Genomic DNA, 18,701 nt, shown 5'->3' with positions numbered 1-18,701 from the left:
GTTCTAAAGCTCAATTACAAAACCGTAAATGGAGAAATAGCTCTGTTGGAACTGGACCCGTTTTTGGGGACCTGTGATAGCAGCTGGAAGCTTGATTTAACGTTTGTATGCAAGCCAACGGAGGTGTTGCAGAACAAGTTACAAAGTTTCAAATAGAACTTGGTAACAAGAACGAAGGATGAAGACACTAACTCGTGAATTAAAACGAAGAGATGCCACATTAGCTGTATCGGCAACTAGGGGGAAATCTATTTTACAAACTATATCTTTAGTGGAACGGCGGGGAATTTCGTACTAAGCAAGCAATTTTAATGCTTTATAGTAGTTCCCACTATCCTCGTGTATTTCCTTTAAAGGGAGGATACATGAAAGAAAGGAAGTGGAAACTTCATACACTTAAACACTTAAAATTTACATGATGAACATTATATTTTGCGTGGCAGTTTAATTATTCTTTACCATTATCTGAAGTGTAAGCTTGTGTATGAGTTCAAGAACTTCCCCATAAAAAGGAAAGGATCTTCTACTATTAAACGTACTCTAATGGGTATATTTGTTTAGGAACGTCTATCTCTTACTTGAATATACTAAATGGTAGAGTTAGCTTCATCAACTATCTAAACTTCTTCTATTATTGAATGTCCATTTGAATTGTCTTTACAAGTCCATTTCCATTCTTCATAAAGTCTAATCTTACCTCGAGTAGTGATTTCAGGTCTCGACCAACATGTTCCTGTCATTAATTCGTTATTATCGTTAACATGCTGATATCTTATATCTAGATACCCCAACTCATCAACCAATGCCAATAAATTTCCATTTACTATTCCTCCTCCAGAATAAATTGCCCAAACAATATTTTTTTCCTGGTAATAGTAAAATAAAGTTTCGGAATTGACTTCACCATTGTCTGAATTGCTAATTGATCTAAATATTTTTCCGTTGTAATTGATTTGATCCATCTTATATCAAACCCTCCAATGTTTAATTGTATTTTATTTTACTCTTCCATGTTCAATTGTTATATAAATTTTAATAGATAAATAGATCTTGGGAGTTCTTCATAACTTATTAGTAGATGATAGTAGTCCTCTTATATGTTTTATAGTTTTGTGATGGAGAGATGTAGAAGGATAAAGAGAACATAAAGAGAACATAAAGCAAGCCGGAGAGTTGGTTTATTATTAAATTTACTCTTTTAAATCTATTAATGATCAAAAGTTTATTGGAATCCTAAATAGGTAAGTATCTTCAAACACTGATACTAGGTAAATCAATAAAATATATAAAATCTGTATAATACAGGGATATATTAACTATTCGTGAGTGACTAGTTAATATATCAGTGGTAGGCTAAAAAAGTATTATTATAAATTTGGAAAAAATAAAAGCCACATTAGGAGTTCAGTCGAAAGTAATCATCGGATAAGGAACATTGTTTAGTTTTTGAATCACTTTTACAATCTTAGAATATGTATTCAATAAATCAAGGATGATGCAGTTCTCTCTTTAGTAAGAAGTACCTTTTCAAAAAAAAAGTCTATTTAATCAGTTGTTAGCTGCATTAAGAATGAACGTTCTCTTGGAATAATTATAAGACGACTACAAGTCATTCGTTAATGGCAGATGTATGGTTGATTGAGATTTTTATAATTATATATATATAATCATTTGTACGTCTAAAAACCGGAAAAACTGTTTAATAAACATGCGAAGAATAACCTTATCTAAGGCTATTTATTCTTTATGAATCGATCCCGAAATATTATTGAAAAAATCTGAATTTAGGGTTGATAACTCATGTATTAATGTATTTAAATAAAAAGATAAGTCTAAAGAGGTATGATATTCTATGCACTTTATTCTGTCTATAACTATCCCATTTTTGTATTGTGATATTCAAAAAAAGTAATTGACTAATTCTCCTATTAATTGTATTGTTTATAAAAACATACAAAACAATATAAAAAATGCACCATGTCAACTTGGCGGGAGCCATGGCGCATAATGTACGCATCACCATAATCATGATGTATACATTTAATATTATAATGAAGTGTAGCTCGAATTTCAATGGAAAATTGATCCACTTTGTTATACTTAAAGGACTCCTGTGATATACAGGAGTCCTTTTTTTATGAAATTTTTTATTGTTAGAGAGGAGATTTTTCTGTAAGCAAATATAATTGTTCTATTCTCAAAAAAACGATTCAAGACAAATTAGTATTTTGTTGTGGGTCGGGTTAAAAATTAGGAGGAAATATGTATAAATATGGGTCTGTAATGGAAGAACTGCTGTCCACGGATTGGAAACAAAGCATCAAATCTATCTATACTTTAGGTCCTTCTGGTACAAATTGTGAGTTTGCTGCAAATAAGTGGCTCACTAAGAATAAATTAATTGGGAGCGTACATTTGCTTTCAACATTAGAAGAAGCAGTTATTCAAGTTATAGGTAGTCCGGGCAATGCCCTCCTTGGTTGTATAGTATATCCTGACCTTCACAAGATTGTTTTTGAAAATTTGGGAAAATTAATTTTGATGGATAGCTTTATTACGCCTACCATGAATATGGTGCTAGCAAGTAAGAACGGTAATCTCAACAAGGAAAATCCAGTAATATTTTCACACCCTGCACCAGTAGCCCTAACAATGGGATTCAGTAATAATATTTCTACGGTAAACAGTAACTCACAGGCAGCCATAGACTGTCGTAAGGGGAAATGTGACGCTTGTATTACAACAATCGCAGCTGCTAAAAAAAATGGTTTGGCTATCATAAAGGATTTTGGTCCAGTTTCAATGGGGTTTACCATTCATATTTCCGTATAAGGAGACGATAAAGTGGAATTTTCCGATAATTATGTACAAGCTATTAAGAATGAAATTGACAATGAGATTGTAAATAAAGTGAATTTATTTCGAACTCTACAGAACAATAAAGGTTGCATAATTAGAGATGTTGAGCTAGCTGAAATGTTGCTACGAGAAATATATGCTGCTGTTAATATTGTATGCAATAAATTAAATTCAGTGCATTTTGCTCAAACGTTTGAGAATGATTGCTTAGCTTGGATAGAGGGGGGACTTCATGAAAGACCATATTTTGACAAAAGTCTCAAATCATATCGTGTGCCTGAAAATCATGAATTATCATTCTTTATAGCACCTTTTAACGCTCCAAATGGTCCAAGGCCAAAAGGATATTTTCTAGAATGTTTTTTGACCATTAGGGAGGAAGTTGAAGAAACAGATTCATTATCAGTGCAATATCCTCATCCCAAAAACGCTTGTCAATCTACACACTTGATAACTGGTTCTAAAGGTTTGCTTGGTGGGAATTGCATTGTTTTTTTTCCAGAGAATGTGTCAACTAGTGCAAAAGTCATATCACAGAAGTTTGCCTTATTTTTCTTTAATAAATTTAAAGATATATATATAAATGAAACCGTCCCACGCATAAAACAATTGCTTGGAGAATTAGAGTTGTCTTCTACAGAATTATCTTATCAAGAATTTTACCGTGCACGCTGTGTATGGGGTTACCTACATGATTATTTTCATCACATTGGAGTCAGACCATTGGATGAAAATTTACAAGCCAAATTAAACTTTTTTGCGGGACTATTAGAGGAAGTTAAAGTTGATTGTCAAACAGCGATTGTTTCATCGAAACCCGGTGTTCCATTTGGAACAGAAGTAGTCGAGTTTATACTATTTGAACGACTCTTCCGGTATCCTGCTCAACCTGATTCTCTTGTGAATTTTGATTCAGCAACTGGATTCTTTATGTTTGATTGGTTGATTAAAAATGGGTATGGATTCGTAGAGGAGGAAGGGAAATTAAAATTTGATATTGGTAGTTGTCTTAAGGGGCTCCCTTTATTAATTAGTGAGATTGAAGAGATAGAACAAATTGAAGATAATCAGCAGTATAAAATAGCTGCAGAACAGTATGTACGGAATTTTCTTCCTACAGGTGATGAGGGTGGTAAATATAAAGTCCCAAACTCGTACAGAAACCTGATTGATTTGAAATTGAATTTTTTTAATACAGCTGGAAATTGAGAATAGACTGCAGAGATTTTTCTTGTTACTAAATGGAGATGACATCAAAGTACTTGGAGGAGACCGAATGCAATTATCAAAGATCGGGCAAAAAATGAATCATTTATCAGGTGTTCGTTCGATTATGAAAGATATAAAAGAAACTTTACTAAACAACCAAACCGTAAACTATGTTAATCTTAGTGCCGGAAATCCCCTCATTCTTCCTGAAGTTGATGCAATTTGGAGAGAGCATACAAATTATATTCTACAATCGAGCTTTAGTGAAGTGGTAGGTAGGTACGGTTCTAGTCAAGGATACGAGTGCTTTATTGATGCAATCGTTAATCTATTTAATGAATTATATAATTGGAACTTAACCCCAAAGAATGTACTTATAACATCTGGTAGCCAAAGTCTATATTTTATAGCAACAAATACATTCTGTGGTATGGATGAATCAGGAAAGGTTAGGAAGGTCTTATTACCCATGTCTCCTGATTATACTGGATATGGGGGAGTGGTTTTGGATGAAAATATGATTGTTTCTAATAAACCAAAGATCGAAAAAACTGGATCCCACAGATTTAAGTATAATATAGATTTTGATTCATTAAATATTGATTATAGTATTGGTGCAGTGTTGTTATCAAGGCCTTCTAACCCAAGTGGAAATATAATACCAATGGATGATCTCAAAAAGGTAGTTGGTATGGCAAGAGAATATCAAGTGCCAGTATTTATAGACGCAGCTTATTCATCGCCATTTCCAAATCTTGTATATACGGATATGGACCACATCTGGGATGATAATGTTATTCATTGTTTAAGTTTTTCAAAGGCCGGATTACCTGGTGAAAGAATTGGCATTGCTATTGGGCCGGAAAAATATATAGACACAATGGAATCGTTTCAATCGAATTTATATCTTCATTCATCGAGATTTGGCCAAGCACTAGCTGCTCAAGCTATTTCGTCTGGTGATATGTTGAGGGTATCTAAGGAAACTATTCGTCCTTTCTACTTAAAGAAGAAGGAGTTACTTGAGCATGCGTTAGATAGAGAAATGCCAGATATTTCTTGGTATCTTCACGAAATTGAAGGTGGGCTATTTGGTTGGTTATGGTTTGAGGGTATGCCTATTTCAGATATTAATCTTTATGAGATGTTGAAAAAGGAAGGATTATTGATTGTTCCAGGATTCAGTTTTTTCTCTGGTTCTTATTACGATTGGAAACATAAAAATGAATGCATCCGAATAAGTCTTACGGCATCCGATGAGGATTTACTAAAGGCTGTAGCTATTCTTGGGAAAGTTATAAAAGCTCTATATACGGATTAAGGGAGGAAGATTATAGATGGCAATACTTATCATTTCTAGAAATCAGAAATATTCTTATGCAGAGTGGTTAGCTGATTCTGGGGAAGACTTGGTAATCTTATCGCAAGAAACAAGAAATGATTTTCCCAAATATGCATATTCTGAAGTGATTCCACATTTTGATCAGTCAAGTATGTATGAAACGCGTGCTATTGAATTGAACGAAAAATTTCGATTTACTAGCATTATTGCTACTTCCGAGTTAGACATTTTAAGAGCGGCATATTTACGTGAATACTTTAGAATTCATGGTCAAGGTGTAGAGAGTGCCTTGGCGTTTCGGAATAAATATATAATGAAAAATTACGTTAATAAATCTAAAGTTCTTTTACCGAAGTATGCTCTAATAAATAATGCAGTCGAAATACGGAGATTTGTTGAGAATGTACAATATCCAATAGTATTGAAACCAGTAGATGGTGGAGGTGGGATCAATACATTTATAATTAAGGATAATGAGTATCTTAATATGATAAGCAGCCAAATAAATCCTACTAACCTATTTTTGGTAGAACAATTTATATCAGGTGATATGTATCATGTAGATGGAATTATGATGAATGGCCAACTAGTGTTTGTATGTGCTGGAAAGTACATTAATGGTTGTTTAGCATATCAAGATGGAAAATCGCTGGGTAGTATATTGATTGATAAAAAGAGTGGATTATACAAGGAGTTGGAGTACAATCTGCTATCAGTACTAGAAAGTTTACCAACGGATGCAGTAATTCCTTTTCATGCTGAGTTTTTTATTATGCTAACAGGCGATGTCGTATTCTGTGAAATTGCTAGTCGAATTGGAGGAGCTGGAGTAAATGACACTGTAGAGAGTGTTTACAATATTAATCTCATTAAAGGCTGGATTCGCCTTCAATCGAATCTAACAATTGATGATGTCATTAACGAAGAGCCAGAAGAACTTGGAGGATGGCTTATTGTACCGCCACAAGTTGGAACTATTCGAGATTATCCTAAGAACATACCGTTTAGTTGGGTCGTTAAATATACTCCTACTATTCATGGTCATTTAACCGAGAATGCTAAACATTGTGTGGATAATATTGCTGAATTTGTAGTTAGGGACTCTACAGAGGATGGTTTATCAAAAAAAATAATTGAGTTGGACAGCTGGTTCAGACAATCTGTTAAGTGGGAATAATAATATATGATAAAGTAGGTGGATATTTTGAAGTTTAAACATATCGCGATAATATATCAAAATCTAAACATACCATTCATCTTTGAAGAGGCGGAAAATCTACAGTGTCGGGTTACACTTATTTTACCATTAAGTAATACTCAATCCGTTACTTTTCCTATCGTGCAGCGTATCTTGAAACTTAATATATTTGATCAAGCGGAGGAGTCATTAAAAGTAATGGAAGAACTCCATTGTAAAGATCCATTTGATGGAGTTTTGACCCTATATGATCCTGCTGTTCTATTTACTTCTATATTGGCTGGTCGACTTAACTTGCCTTATATTTCAGAGGACGCAGCATTGTTATCCAGAGACAAGAAGTTAATGAGGGATAAGTTTGTTGAGTATGGATGTAATTACCCCAAATTCTTTAGCATTTCAAACTCATATGATGAAATCCAATTAGACAACTATCAGTTCCCATTAATTGTTAAACCAGTAAGTGGATTTTCTAGTCAAGGAGTGGTGCGAGTCGAAAATCAGAAGGAACTATCTGATGCATTAAAAATTGTTGATGGAATTAATCAAGATAAAATCAAAATGTTATCTAATTTTAGAGGAGAGCCATTTTCTGGGATATTAATAGAAGAATATATCGATGGACCAGAATATGCGGCTGAATGTTTCGTTTATAAAGGAAATGTATTTGTTTTATCAATTGGTTATAAGGGATATATACAAGGGCCGTACTTTGAAGAAACAATTTATCTGGCTCCTGCAGATTTAGGCCTGGATGTTCAGAATGTAGTAATGAAAGAGGTGAAAAAGGCAGTTGCTTCTATTGGTATCGAGAATGGCCCTGTTCATGTGGAATTACGGATACGGCAGTTGGACCAAAAGCCATATATTATTGAGTTAGGTGCACGAATTGGTGGTTCAGGGATATCACATTACATCGTAAATAATAGCACGGGTGTAAACTTTGCTCAACTTACATTACAATTTATATTAGGTGAAACAATATACGATTTGGGTGATTTACCTGTTATTAAAAGTTATTCCAGTAATTACATTATACAAGTTAACGGTAATGGAACTGTTGAGAAAATAGAAGGAATAAAAGAATTACGCGAACATCCGTCAGTGAAAGCAGTTATTCAGATGATGAAACCTGGAGACTATGTACCGCCATATCCGAAATTTGGAGGATATCCGGGATTTGTACTTTCCCTCCATGAAACTTTCGAGGAAGGGATAGAATTTTACAAATTTATTGAGAAGCAAGTAAGGATACATTATGTTGATATTTCTTGATAGGTCTAATGAAATACTGAAATGGATGTGTAATTTAAATTGATATCTATACCGAATTATGGAATGGTATTATGGATCAGAATTATTGGTAACGGACTAACTTCGGGTCTACAGTTTATGATAAGACCTTTCATGGTGCTTTACTTACACGACCGCTTAGGTAACAGTGTGTATATTCCACTTCTGATCGTCAGTCTTCAGCCCCTCGCTGCAACTCTAGCTACGTTAATAAGTGGTAGATTAGCAGATATATATGGCCGAAAATTATTAATGATCTGGGGTCTTTCTTTACAAATTCTAGGTATGGCAGGCTTCATTTTGGAATATAACGCTTTATTTTATGCGGTTATGACAATATTATATGGAATAGGATGTAGCTTGTTTCTACCTGCTGGTCAAGCACAAATTGCTGATTTGGTAGATGCCGACAAACGGAAAGAAGTATTTTCTATGATGCATCTTGCACTAAATCTTGGTGCTGCAGTAGGTCCAATTCTAGGATTGTTTTTATTTCAAATTAATCCGTCGTATGTTTTTATTTTCGTAGTTACATCGTTGGTAGTATTCCTTTTATTACTTATTTGGAGAATTCCTGAGACGATTCCGCAGGGTGAAGAACAGGAAAAGTTTGAAAAGAACACTATTGAAATTAATAAGACATCCTCTAAGAATTTGTGGATAATGATGATATTGGTTTTACCTGCTGGAATCTTATATTCTCAAATGGGTAGTATACTACCTCTTCATCTAAAGGATAACTTTGATAATTATGTTCCGATTTTAGCAATTCTAACATCTATTAATGCTATTTGTGTTGTGCTTCTTCAAATGAAGGTAACCCGAATGAGTACTTATTTCTCTACTCATTATTTAATTTTGTCTTCCTACATGGCATTAGGGCTAGTTTCTATAGTTTACGGTTATGGAACTCTTTTATGGATTCTCATAATTGGGGAGTTATTATTTTCAATAGCTGAGATGGTGTTATGGCCGCAATTACAACAAATCATATCGGATATTGCCCCTCCTTCTGAGAGAGGAAAATATTTTTCGATATATCAAATGCAATTCTATGTTTCGGGTTTTCTAGGTCCCATGACAATGGGGTTTTGTTACGAGTATTGGAATGGGGGAGTGTCATTCACTCTAATTGGCATAATACTTTTAATAACGGGTGTAATGCAATTTAGGTTCTTAAAAACGTTATTTAGAGAAAAACAACATAGAGAAAAAGTTGAATTCTCAAGTAATGTTTGAATTATAAAATGAATACTAATACTTAGTATTCTAAATCCTGAGTGGATTAAGGCTTCATGGTAAATTTGAATGCAGATTAAAATAATTTGAAAAGTTGGATAACGGAATACGTGTTTTGTTATCTCTCACCGCTACAAAGTAAAACCATATCCGCAATGCAGATATGATTTTACTTTGTATTTAATTTCAGATATTAAAATATAGGTATATAGGTTTTTTATTTTTCGGAATTTACTAATATAAGTTCGCATCAAGGACTCCTATAACCCTTAGTGAATTATCTGATGACATTTTTATCTCCCTAATTCAAACTTCGGAGCTTGAGTTAGGGAGATAATTTTTGATGTAACTGTATAAATCAGCATTCCATTGTTGGAGTTGACTTTTGATTAATTTAGCAAGCTTCTTATTGGGTTGGATAGAAACTTTCTAAATTAACTCAAGGAGTTGCTGTAAGACGACCGCCCAGTCAATGAGCTGACTTCATCGCATAACAAATAAAATAATTCGCTAAGTGTCCGCGAGTCGGTGCTACCACGCGAGCAGAATATAGCGGGAAAATACTAGTCTTGAAACTCTTTTTACAAGCGCATCAAGGATTGTACACATTTAAAGAACACCTCAATGACCAAGGGATGGAGTAGATTTGAATGATTTCATGGGCACTTAGCATGAGGTCGGTGGAGAGGATTTCTCTCCACCCTTGTTTCTTTGTTAGATGCCGAATAATGATCACCTGAAGGGAAATGCCTGGTATCGGTTGCGTTTGGATTGATCTAAGGATATCAGACTTTTCCTTTCAACTTGTGGGGTTACTTGATACCAATCCTTCAAGGATAAGCGTTTTCCGTTCACAAGATATCGCTTTTTTTCATTATTATTCATCCCAATGATTGGAAGATCTCGGTCTACGAGGATCTGGATCAACTGTCTAATAAGACGTAAGAGGTCTAGGCTTCGGCAGCGATCGTGCGATCAATCATAGAAACAACAACCCTTGGGGCAGGAAGTAGCGCTTCTTCCCGGCGTTTATTGCCGATGCTTCGTTTGTCAATGCTGTCTGTCATAACATTGATCTGCGATTTCATGGAGCTAAGTAAAGCAAAATCTATAGGGATAAACGTATGCCTGTCCGACCACTCCATCATCAACATGCAAAAGCCTTTATAATAGGCTCCACTGGTATGATCACTAAATCTTGCTAGCACCTTGATTCAGAGGTTTTATTTTCCGGGTGAGATCCCATCAATTTTATTTAGGATATTCTCGGTTTTCTCCAATGTGTCCGGATCTAGAATTACATCTACTGCTTTCACATTTTCTTCAATCTGCTCAGGTTTGCTGGCGCCGATCAGAGCAAAGCTGAGATTGCTTTGACGAAACCTCATGCAAGGGAGAGCCTATATAGTCTAAGATCTAGACTGATGGACAAATCGTTCAGTTCTTGTACAACGTCAAGTACGTTATCTCTGAAACAACTTCGGATCACCTGATTGACGGAATTGTCCTAGGGGATGCTTTGATCAAGTTTGTATTTGCTTGTTATAATTTCTATTATAGTTTACAGCAATTAAATTAGATGTACCAGTTTATCAATCATCCAAACAGCACGTTCTTCTTTTTCGCTACACCTCATCATATGCTTGTATAGAGACGTGTTGTTGGCATTGGAGGTTAACGATGAGAAGAAGGGTGAAGTGGCGTAGCCAACGAAGCAGGAAACCTGGTAGTAGACGGAGGGTGTGGCTCGTAGGAATCCTTGTTTTTTCAATCATTCTAATTCAGGGATTAGCGTACATAGATCGTAATTTGAAACCTCCTATTATGCATCTTGCGAAGATCAAGGTGAAGCAAATAGCAACGAAAGCGATTAATGAGGCTATTAGCTCACAGGTAACACAAGGACAAGAATTCGATAAATTGGTCAATTGGAAAATGGATACATCAGGTAGAGTAGCTGGGTTTATGTTAAATTATGCGGAGCATATGAGAATTACAGCAAGTACATTTAATGTCGTTCAAGCTACCTTAAATGATGTTCATCAATTATCAGAACATATTCCGGTGGGAATGGCATTAGGAAGTCCTATGCTGGCTTCATTCGGTCCAAGCATTCCAGTTCGAATTGAACCACAAGGAGCGGCTAAGGTAGAGCTATCTACGAGACAGCATGATGCTGGCATCAATATGATTCTAGTAGAAGTGTATATTCATGTTAGTGTAGATGTCGCTGTAGTTATTCCCTTCGATATGGAGCAGGATGTGGTAGATACAGAAATTCCAATATCGTATTTGCTTGTGGTGGGTGATGTGCCTATGTATTATTATAATTCAAAGGGTCAGCCTGTTGGAGGAAATGGAGAAAATGCTCCGAACATTTCAATACCATTAGGGGAAGGTAGTAAATCAGGAGACGTTAGTGACATCAACCCAGTAACCGCCACCCCCAAACAGTCCGAATTTGAAAATCCATGAAATAAACAAAAATCAATACTTACATAAATACAAGGCTAATGTTCGAAGTAGTGAAGGTAACCGAATTGTCCTGAAGCAGCAACAGCGATCGTAAGGACAATTCGTTATCTTAGCGGTCTTCCAATATTCCTTTTACTTTGTTTATGTGATTTCTCTTCTTCTTGCTCCCAGCGATGAAGAAGCGGATATGGATCAAAAGACCATTCATTCAGTCCGCTATCGCGATAGATGCCATAATGGAGATGTGGGGGGAACTTCCCTTGAGTACCCGGTTTACCATATCCAGAACTACCCACATAGCCAATGATCTGCCCAGCTGTAACGATATCCCCTGTTTTCAATCCTTTTTCATACCCTAACAAATGTGCGAAGTAGTGATAATGGTTGTTAATATCTCGAATACCGATTCGCCATCCTCCGAATGAATTCCAGCCTTTCATTTCTACGATTCCATAGCTTGTACTCCGAACAGGGACACCATATTCAGCGAAGAGATCCGTTCCTTCATGAATACGATAACCACCCCAATTACGCCCAGTACCCCAGGTGCTACGGTAAGAATACTGGCTCTTCAGGGGAAGAGGGAAGGCGTGATGAGTTAATTCTAATGCAGTGAATTTTTCGTATAATTTAGAGAATTGTTGAATACGTTGAACGGCACGACTATTATGGTAATATTCCCAAAGAGCAATGCTGAAATCATTCTGAGATTGTCCGTATTGAAGCAAGTAAGTAGCCATACTATATACGATATCCATATCGTTATTGACATCTGCAAGTTGGTCGCCTGATCCATCTCTACCTAAGCCACCAAATATGGATATAGATAATGGATTATTATCAATCAGATTAGGATTGAGCGCTCCAGACCAGGCAGGTGAAGAAATATAGACACCGCTAAGACGAGGAGGATGTGATCGACTTTTTGGATTGGCTTTTGTTAAGGTTCGTTCATATTGATCAATGGCTGCAAGGCGATACCAAGGAATTTGGGTGACTGTGCTGATTTTATCATAGAGTATTCTTCGCGATGAATAGACGTCGTTATTCTGAAGTACGTCACTTCCTTTCGATACCTGAGGGGCTTCAGTAGCATCCAGAGGAGTGCTGTAGTATAACGTTAGGGCGGCAGCGATTGAGATACTAATCGATCTGCATAAATGTTTGCTATTTGTATTGCGAAGGGGAAACATCTGTCTACCTCCTTATTGTTTGAAGATCACTTCGTACCATTGGATTGGATTCACTCAACAGTGCCTTTCCTTAGGTTGAATCAACAGGGACGATTTTATCCAAACTGTTTAAGTGAGGTGTGAAAATAAGGTAATTAGCTAGCTTTCGTGATATACTAAGAAAATTGAAGCGATATAAGTGTATGAAAGGTGGTATATTTAATTGTCGAGAAGTACCACGAAAGAACCTAAACCGGATTGGATAAAGATTAAGTTAACTACTGGAGATAATTATCAAGAAATAAAGAGTATGATGCGAGCGAAGACTCTTCATACGGTGTGCGAAGAGGCGAGATGTCCGAACATTTATGAATGCTGGGCTAACCGTACGGCAACATTTATGATTCTGGGTGATATATGTACACGGGCTTGCCGATTCTGTGCAGTCAATACGGGTATGCCAACAGAATTGGATCTAGAAGAACCTGAACGTGTAGCTGAAGCTGCGGAGAGTATGAATTTGCAGCACTGTGTTATTACTAGTGTTGCGCGTGATGACTTGCAAGATGGTGGGGCATCTATTTTCGTAGCTACAATACATGCTGTTCGTAAACGTTTACCACTATGTAGTGTGGAAGTATTAATTCCGGATTTCCAAGGGAATGCGGATGCATTACGGATTGTTATGGAGGCTAAGCCTGATATACTGAATCACAACATTGAGACGGTAGAGCGTCTATCTGATCGTGTGCGTGCTAAAGCTAAATATAGTCGCTCTCTAGAATTATTACACAATGCTAAAGTGTTAAAGCCTACGATTCCAACGAAGTCGAGTATTATGCTTGGGCTTGGAGAAGAATGGGATGAAATTTTACAGGCTATGGATGATTTGCGAGCGGTTGATTGCAATATATTAACGTTAGGCCAGTATTTACAACCTTCACCGAAGCATCTGGATGTAGTAAAGTATATACCACCTGGAGACTTCGCATTATTGAAAGAAGAAGGATTGAAAAGGGGCTTTAGCCACGTAGAATCGGCTCCACTTGTTCGTAGTTCATATCGTGCGCATGAACAAGTGAAGTCTGCAGCTCAACATATGTAGGATGGATTCACTTATGAGGAAAGGCAGGGGAATAGGGCTTGATTGTTGAAGATGGAAAAAACTACGAAATATTAAAAGATCATAGAGATGGCTGGAACCCAGAGGCCTTCCATGATCGGTATAGCGATGTGTTGGAAAGATACGATTATATTATTGGTGACTGGGGATATAGTCAATTGCGTTTGAAGGGCTTCTACCGAGACAACCATCCAAAGGCTACGAAGGAGTCCTCATTCTCTAGTATGGTGGATTATATTAACGAATACTGTAATTTTGGATGTGCTTACTTTGTTCTTCAGAAGAGCCGTGAAACGCAGCCAAAGGAAAAGAGCAACCCTTAACTTTAGGGTTGCTCTTTTTTTATTGAATGGATTAGCGTAGAAAGGCTGATCGTACTCGATTCCAGAAAGGATAAGGTCGGTATCTTGCAAAGCTAATTTTGTGTTCAGCTACTTTGCAACTAATTGATATCAAGTCATCGACGGGTATGGCAATATGGTCAATGGTAATTAATAACCGTTGATCTTTATTAGGGTAAATATCGCAATGGTGATGTTTGGGAAGCAGAAGGGGAGCTCCCATTGTACGGTAAACACGATTATTAATGGAGGCGATTTCGGCAATTTGTATGGCTTCAATAGATGGATGAACCATCGCTCCTCCGAGACTTTTATTATAGGCCGTACTTCCTGAAGGTGTTGAGACACAAATACCATCACCTCTAAACATTTCGAAGGTGGTATCGTTAATGTCGATTTGAGCTACAAGTGTGCTATAAACACCTTTGAGTGTAAATTCATTCAGAGCGATGTAAGTGCTAGTACCTGACTGCTTATGGATAGTAAGCTCTAGAAGTGGGTACTCCACGATGCGTGCAGTGTTGTCTTCAGATAAGAGATTAGTACTCATAAGGTCAACTAATTCGGCCAGTTCGTCTGATTTCCAATCTGAGTAAAACCCTAAATGGCCCGTATGAACTCCAACAAATGCAATGTTAGGAATATGGTCAGCAAACGTATGAAAGGCGTGCAACATGGTGCCATCCCCGCCAATCGAAATTACAATTTCGGGTGTTTCTGCATCCATTTCAAAATTACGCTGTGCCGCAAGTTTATGGAATTGTTCTGCCAAGTCAACAGATAATTGATCCCCGCGGTCCAGAACATAGTATCTCAAGGGTGATAAGCTCCTTTATCGTGAGTTTACATCGATCATAATCAATATTGCGAAAGAACACAACTGTTCATTTACTAATAATGTGTATTAGATGCGTCCATAATGATCTGATGTAGGTACAAATAATGGATAGTATGGTTATTGCAAAGAGCATCAATACAAAGATACAAAGGACATACATATATCCTTGCGGCGAAGGAATGAAGGTTGAGACCTGGGTAGACAAACCAACAGGACTAATTGTGCTCTGGGACTCTATCCCTCCAGCTAGCGGCACCCAAAGTATTTGTACGATGCAAGCGGCGATAATTCCATGTGCCAAACGTGCAACGAGAAAAGGCCAGTATCTTAAATTTGTAGAATGGAGGATACTTACAATTTGTGCATGAACGGATAGTCCACCCCATGAGAGTATAAAAGCTGCAGCAGTCACTTTAAAGGAAAGAGGTATGATGGCTGTAGGCTCACCGGCATACCGTGCACCCAATGTAACTTCGAAGATCCCCCCAACTAATGATTTGGATAGAGCAGGAGGCATTCCGAAGAATGACAGTAGTTGCTCAATAGCGAGATACAGCCACTTCATAACGCCCACTTGTGTAAGTAGTTCCAGAAACACAGAGAAGAAGACGACCAGGCCCCCAACGACAATAATAAGGTGTAATGAGGATTGTATAGCTTGTTGAAGAAGTTCGCTCAAGTTTCTGCCATCCTGCATTCGTGCTTTATGCATAGCTCTCAGTGCTTCTCTCAGACGATTATGATGTGGTTTAGTATGTATATTAGATATAAGGTTCGCTTGTTGTAATGATCTTGCACCGTGATAACGCATAAGAATACCGACCAGAAATCCTCCACCGTAGTGAGCAATGGCCAATATGGGAGCAATCAGTTGGTTATGAAAAAAACCTATAGAAACCGCACCAATTAGGAAAATGGGGTCAGAAGATGTAGTAAAAGCAACTAAACGTTCTCCTTCATCTCTGTCTATCATTTTTTGTTCCCATAATTGCGCTGTCAATTTAGCCCCTATTGGATAACCAGATACATAACCCATGGCTGCAACGAACCCTCCACTTCCAGGGATGCGAAAGATGGGCTTCATAAAGGGATCGAGTAGCGTACCCATCAAATGAACGATACCAATTCCGAGTAGAACTTCAGATAGGATAAAGAAAGGGAAGAGTGAAGGGAATAACACATCCCACCAAATAGCCAATCCGCGTATGGCTGCTTCTAGGTATGCAGCTGGATACACAAACATGAGCAAACATAGCCCCGTTAGAAGGGTGATAAAAATTTGGACTCCCAAGGATTTAATACTCAATATTTGCGCCTCCCGACCTAGTGGAATCTTATACAAATACCTTCTGTCATACCTATTTTTATGACACAGATAGGACAAACAGTACTACAATAATTTGGCAAGCGCTTACATTGTGCGTGTATTTTTAGAAAAACTATGATAAAATAGATATATTGACGCTTATCTTCTAATGATATATATGATAAGGATGGAGTGATGGGATCGTGGGTATTATTGCTGGTATTATCGTCTGTGCTTTCGTGTATGTCATTCGTGCCTCATTAATTCATTCTGGTGAAGAGGATTGGAGAAGCTATTAATGTTACATAAGGGCGCTGAACACAATCGTGTTTAGCGCCTTTTTCTATTTTAAGGTATAATATAATTCAGTTCTATATATTATTGAATTGAAAGTTGGTGTCTTCTAATTGGATCCAAATCAAAGTATGTATGATAATCTTGGCGGGGAAGCAGCCTTGCGTGCGCTAGTTGAAGCTTTTTATCCGAAAGTACAAAATGATCCGTTATTGAGTCCGTTATTTCCAGCGGATATAAACCCTGTTATGGAGAAACAGTATATGTTCTTAAGTCAATTCTTGGGGGGGCCTACTCTGTATTCTGATGAATTTGGACATCCTATGATGAGGGCAAGACATTTACCTTTTCCAATTACAGAAAAGCATGGCGAGGCATGGCTCAAATGTATGGGAGAAGCTCTTACTGATATTGGTACAGAGGAGACTCTACGTAGTTTTGTATTAAATAGACTTTCTGGTCCTGCACGTCACTTCGTAAATACTCCTTCATAAGGTAGCGATATTGAAATAGAATGCATAAGTGCGAGTTCAAAAAGTCAGGTTTTCAGCACCAAGAAGATTGAATGAAGATAGGGAGTGAGGAGCGGAGCGTAGGCAGTACCTACGTGAGCACCGGAAGGACCGGCTGAATTCAATCTTCGATGTCGAGTAGGCTTCTTGCTATACTTCGTGATCAAAAGATGACTTTTTGAACAACCTCTATTAAGAAAGGAAGTTGAAATGTTGAGTACGTTGGAACCTCTATATACGATCAAAGTGACTTGTTTAAATTGCAATCATGAATTTAAGACCTCACGAGTGCGTCCTAGCTTCAAGAAAGCGGTGCGTACGGATGCTGATTTCTGCGCATATTATAAGAACGAGAATCCTGATTACTATGTGGTGCGTGTATGTCCTAAATGTGGATTTACATCTACTGAAAATTCGGCTGTGAGGATTACGGAGAATCAAAAGAAACTTATCAAGACACAAATAAATATACGCTGGATTGAACGGGATTTCGGTGGAAAGCGAGATTGGGAGACAGCACTCGAGACATATAAGTTAGCATTACTATCAGCCCAGACCATTGGCGATTCCCAGACCATTATTGCAAGTCTTCTTCAACATATTGCATGGTTGTATCGTTATAAGGGAGATCATGAACAGGAACAACGATTTTTGAATTTCTGCTTAGATTCGTACATTCATGTGTATGAGAATGAAGGCATAGGAACGAATAATGCTCGTTTATTATATTTGATTGGAGAAATCAATCGAAGAGTAGGCAACTTTAATGAAGCTGTGAAGTGGTTCTCACGCGTTATTAATGATAAAAGGATAATGGATGCTGCCATGATTCGTGCTTCAAGAGAACAATGGACCGTCTTACGAGAGCAAATGATGGCCAAACAAATGGATTTGCCTGACCAGATGAAGGATTCGAAATAATGATATGCGCTTAGAGAATAACAGATGTCGCATATCAGTATGCCTACCTGTTGAACTCTAAGCGTGCTTTCATTTAATGTTGGGTTAGCGAATAGGTTGATCAGATAATAAGTAATCGGTATCAGTGTCAATGATATTGATCTTATTATTGCAACAGGGAAAGACAAGAAGTTTTTTCTTTCCCTCATGGATGACTTGAAGTTCCTTCGGTTTCATAGGAATGAGAATATTGTTTTCTGCACAAAAGGGACAAGTTTGTACATAAATATCACCCATAATAATGTCATAAGGCCAAGTGTTTTGGAATGGAATCACGATGGATCCTTTTCAACAGAAGGCTTGGGAGCTTCCTCTGTGCTAAGCTCAGCAATTTTTTGCATTAGAATATGTTGTGGCATATGCATGAGGTGTTCAATGGGAACACCTAATTTTTTCGATAGAGTGATGGCCGTTTCGGCTGATATTTGTAATGGTCTCATGTTACTATCCCTCCAATATAAATATGTTTTAGTACGATCGCATATTATAGTTATACCGTTTCCTGTAGTTCAATTCAAATGAAATATGAATATAGTAGAG

Annotated in this window: 19 protein-coding genes; 11 read left to right on the top strand and 8 right to left on the bottom strand. The window is 37.1% G+C overall.

Going from position 1 to position 18,701, the window contains the following annotated elements; genetic code table 11:
- Window positions 1–617: 617 nt before the first annotated feature.
- The gene (locus AC1TO9_RS23210; RefSeq protein ID WP_482060652.1) at window positions 618–962 is read right to left on the bottom strand and encodes an avidin-fold protein; all 345 of its coding nucleotides are present in this window, start codon (window positions 960–962) and stop codon (window positions 618–620) included.
- A 1,300-nt stretch (window positions 963–2,262) separates the two neighbouring features.
- Between AC1TO9_RS23210 and AC1TO9_RS23205 the strand changes: the two genes are divergently transcribed.
- The 6 genes from AC1TO9_RS23205 (at window position 2,263) to AC1TO9_RS23180 (ending at window position 9,140) form a co-directional block, all read left to right on the top strand.
- Window positions 2,263–2,832 (top strand): hypothetical protein, encoded by a 570-nt coding sequence (locus AC1TO9_RS23205; RefSeq protein WP_482060651.1) that lies wholly within the window; start codon window positions 2,263–2,265, stop codon window positions 2,830–2,832.
- Between the two features lie 12 nt (window positions 2,833–2,844).
- Window positions 2,845–4,068, top strand: a complete 1,224-nt coding sequence (locus AC1TO9_RS23200) for a DUF6421 family protein (RefSeq protein WP_482060650.1) — start codon at window positions 2,845–2,847, stop codon at window positions 4,066–4,068.
- A 67-nt stretch (window positions 4,069–4,135) separates the two neighbouring features.
- Window positions 4,136–5,389 (top strand): valine--pyruvate transaminase, encoded by a 1,254-nt coding sequence (locus tag AC1TO9_RS23195; protein WP_482060649.1) that lies wholly within the window; start codon window positions 4,136–4,138, stop codon window positions 5,387–5,389.
- A 16-nt stretch (window positions 5,390–5,405) separates the two neighbouring features.
- Window positions 5,406–6,587 carry an ATP-grasp domain-containing protein gene (locus AC1TO9_RS23190; RefSeq protein ID WP_482060648.1) on the top strand — a complete coding sequence of 394 codons (1,182 nt, stop codon included), beginning with the start codon at window positions 5,406–5,408 and terminating at the stop codon, window positions 6,585–6,587.
- Between the two features lie 27 nt (window positions 6,588–6,614).
- Window positions 6,615–7,883, top strand: coding sequence for an ATP-grasp domain-containing protein (locus tag AC1TO9_RS23185; protein ID WP_482060647.1), 1,269 nt, complete (start codon window positions 6,615–6,617; stop codon window positions 7,881–7,883).
- A gap of 63 nt (window positions 7,884–7,946) precedes the next feature.
- A complete protein-coding gene (locus AC1TO9_RS23180; RefSeq protein ID WP_482060646.1) occupies window positions 7,947–9,140 on the top strand; it encodes an MDR family MFS transporter in 1,194 nt (397 codons plus the stop codon).
- Window positions 9,141–10,090: 950 nt separating this feature from the next.
- On the opposite strand, the gene AC1TO9_RS23175 is transcribed toward AC1TO9_RS23180, so the two are convergent.
- Both AC1TO9_RS23175 and AC1TO9_RS23170 read right to left on the bottom strand, forming a co-directional pair.
- Window positions 10,091–10,348 carry a hypothetical protein gene (locus tag AC1TO9_RS23175; RefSeq protein WP_482060645.1) on the bottom strand — a complete coding sequence of 86 codons (258 nt, stop codon included), beginning with the start codon at window positions 10,346–10,348 and terminating at the stop codon, window positions 10,091–10,093.
- A 15-nt stretch (window positions 10,349–10,363) separates the two neighbouring features.
- Window positions 10,364–10,528 carry a hypothetical protein gene (locus AC1TO9_RS23170; RefSeq protein WP_482060644.1) on the bottom strand — a complete coding sequence of 55 codons (165 nt, stop codon included), beginning with the start codon at window positions 10,526–10,528 and terminating at the stop codon, window positions 10,364–10,366.
- A 292-nt stretch (window positions 10,529–10,820) separates the two neighbouring features.
- Between AC1TO9_RS23170 and yunB the strand changes: the two genes are divergently transcribed.
- On the top strand, window positions 10,821–11,615 hold the full coding sequence (gene yunB / locus AC1TO9_RS23165; protein ID WP_482057589.1) for a sporulation protein YunB: 795 nt from the start codon (window positions 10,821–10,823) through the stop codon (window positions 11,613–11,615).
- A 104-nt stretch (window positions 11,616–11,719) separates the two neighbouring features.
- Here the strand turns inward: yunB and AC1TO9_RS23160 are convergent, their stop codons facing one another.
- Window positions 11,720–12,808, bottom strand: a complete 1,089-nt coding sequence (locus AC1TO9_RS23160; RefSeq protein ID WP_482057588.1) for a M23 family metallopeptidase — start codon at window positions 12,806–12,808, stop codon at window positions 11,720–11,722.
- Between the two features lie 202 nt (window positions 12,809–13,010).
- Here AC1TO9_RS23160 and lipA point away from each other — a divergent pair, with 202 nt between their 5' ends.
- Window positions 13,011–13,892, top strand: a complete 882-nt coding sequence (lipA, locus tag AC1TO9_RS23155) for a lipoyl synthase (protein WP_482057587.1) — start codon at window positions 13,011–13,013, stop codon at window positions 13,890–13,892.
- 38 nt (window positions 13,893–13,930) lie between these two features.
- Window positions 13,931–14,233, top strand: coding sequence for a YutD family protein (locus AC1TO9_RS23150; protein WP_482057586.1), 303 nt, complete (start codon window positions 13,931–13,933; stop codon window positions 14,231–14,233).
- A gap of 31 nt (window positions 14,234–14,264) precedes the next feature.
- Here the strand turns inward: AC1TO9_RS23150 and AC1TO9_RS23145 are convergent, their stop codons facing one another.
- Together AC1TO9_RS23145 and ylbJ are read right to left on the bottom strand one after the other, a co-directional pair.
- Complete coding sequence (locus AC1TO9_RS23145) at window positions 14,265–15,068, bottom strand: NAD kinase (RefSeq protein WP_482057585.1); 804 nt, start codon at window positions 15,066–15,068, stop codon at window positions 14,265–14,267.
- Between the two features lie 67 nt (window positions 15,069–15,135).
- Complete coding sequence (ylbJ, locus tag AC1TO9_RS23140; protein ID WP_482060643.1) at window positions 15,136–16,395, bottom strand: sporulation integral membrane protein YlbJ; 1,260 nt, start codon at window positions 16,393–16,395, stop codon at window positions 15,136–15,138.
- Window positions 16,396–16,820: 425 nt separating this feature from the next.
- Here ylbJ and AC1TO9_RS23135 point away from each other — a divergent pair, with 425 nt between their 5' ends.
- Together AC1TO9_RS23135 and AC1TO9_RS23130 are read left to right on the top strand one after the other, a co-directional pair.
- Window positions 16,821–17,183 carry a globin domain-containing protein gene (locus AC1TO9_RS23135; RefSeq protein WP_482057609.1) on the top strand — a complete coding sequence of 121 codons (363 nt, stop codon included), beginning with the start codon at window positions 16,821–16,823 and terminating at the stop codon, window positions 17,181–17,183.
- Between the two features lie 228 nt (window positions 17,184–17,411).
- On the top strand, window positions 17,412–18,122 hold the full coding sequence (locus AC1TO9_RS23130; RefSeq protein WP_482060642.1) for a DUF2225 domain-containing protein: 711 nt from the start codon (window positions 17,412–17,414) through the stop codon (window positions 18,120–18,122).
- 84 nt (window positions 18,123–18,206) lie between these two features.
- Here AC1TO9_RS23130 and AC1TO9_RS23125 read toward each other — a convergent pair whose 3' ends face one another.
- Window positions 18,207–18,437, bottom strand: coding sequence for a hypothetical protein (locus tag AC1TO9_RS23125; RefSeq protein WP_482057582.1), 231 nt, complete (start codon window positions 18,435–18,437; stop codon window positions 18,207–18,209).
- Window positions 18,434–18,601 carry a YycC family protein gene (locus tag AC1TO9_RS23120; protein ID WP_482057581.1) on the bottom strand — a complete coding sequence of 56 codons (168 nt, stop codon included), beginning with the start codon at window positions 18,599–18,601 and terminating at the stop codon, window positions 18,434–18,436. Before AC1TO9_RS23120 ends, AC1TO9_RS23125 begins: the two co-directional genes overlap by 4 nt.
- Between the last annotated feature and the right edge of the window lie 100 nt (window positions 18,602–18,701).

It is taken from the genome of Paenibacillus sp. Y916 (genome assembly GCF_056786435.1).
Note: the sequence above shows the minus strand (reverse complement) of the source record. Positions and strands in the feature narration are given on the sequence as shown.

Coding starts and splice junctions, on each gene's coding strand:
- AC1TO9_RS23190 (WP_482060648.1), top strand. CDS start 5,406: ATGGCAATACTTATCATTTCTAGAAATCAGAAATATTCTTATGCAGAG.
- AC1TO9_RS23135 (WP_482057609.1), top strand. CDS start 16,821: ATGTATGATAATCTTGGCGGGGAAGCAGCCTTGCGTGCGCTAGTTGAA.
- AC1TO9_RS23210 (WP_482060652.1), bottom strand. CDS start 962: ATGGATCAAATCAATTACAACGGAAAAATATTTAGATCAATTAGCAAT.
- AC1TO9_RS23195 (WP_482060649.1), top strand. CDS start 4,136: ATGCAATTATCAAAGATCGGGCAAAAAATGAATCATTTATCAGGTGTT.
- yunB (WP_482057589.1), top strand. CDS start 10,821: ATGAGAAGAAGGGTGAAGTGGCGTAGCCAACGAAGCAGGAAACCTGGT.
- AC1TO9_RS23160 (WP_482057588.1), bottom strand. CDS start 12,808: ATGTTTCCCCTTCGCAATACAAATAGCAAACATTTATGCAGATCGATT.
- AC1TO9_RS23170 (WP_482060644.1), bottom strand. CDS start 10,528: ATGAGGTTTCGTCAAAGCAATCTCAGCTTTGCTCTGATCGGCGCCAGC.
- AC1TO9_RS23180 (WP_482060646.1), top strand. CDS start 7,947: ATGGTATTATGGATCAGAATTATTGGTAACGGACTAACTTCGGGTCTA.
- AC1TO9_RS23130 (WP_482060642.1), top strand. CDS start 17,412: ATGTTGAGTACGTTGGAACCTCTATATACGATCAAAGTGACTTGTTTA.
- AC1TO9_RS23120 (WP_482057581.1), bottom strand. CDS start 18,601: ATGAGACCATTACAAATATCAGCCGAAACGGCCATCACTCTATCGAAA.
- AC1TO9_RS23205 (WP_482060651.1), top strand. CDS start 2,263: ATGTATAAATATGGGTCTGTAATGGAAGAACTGCTGTCCACGGATTGG.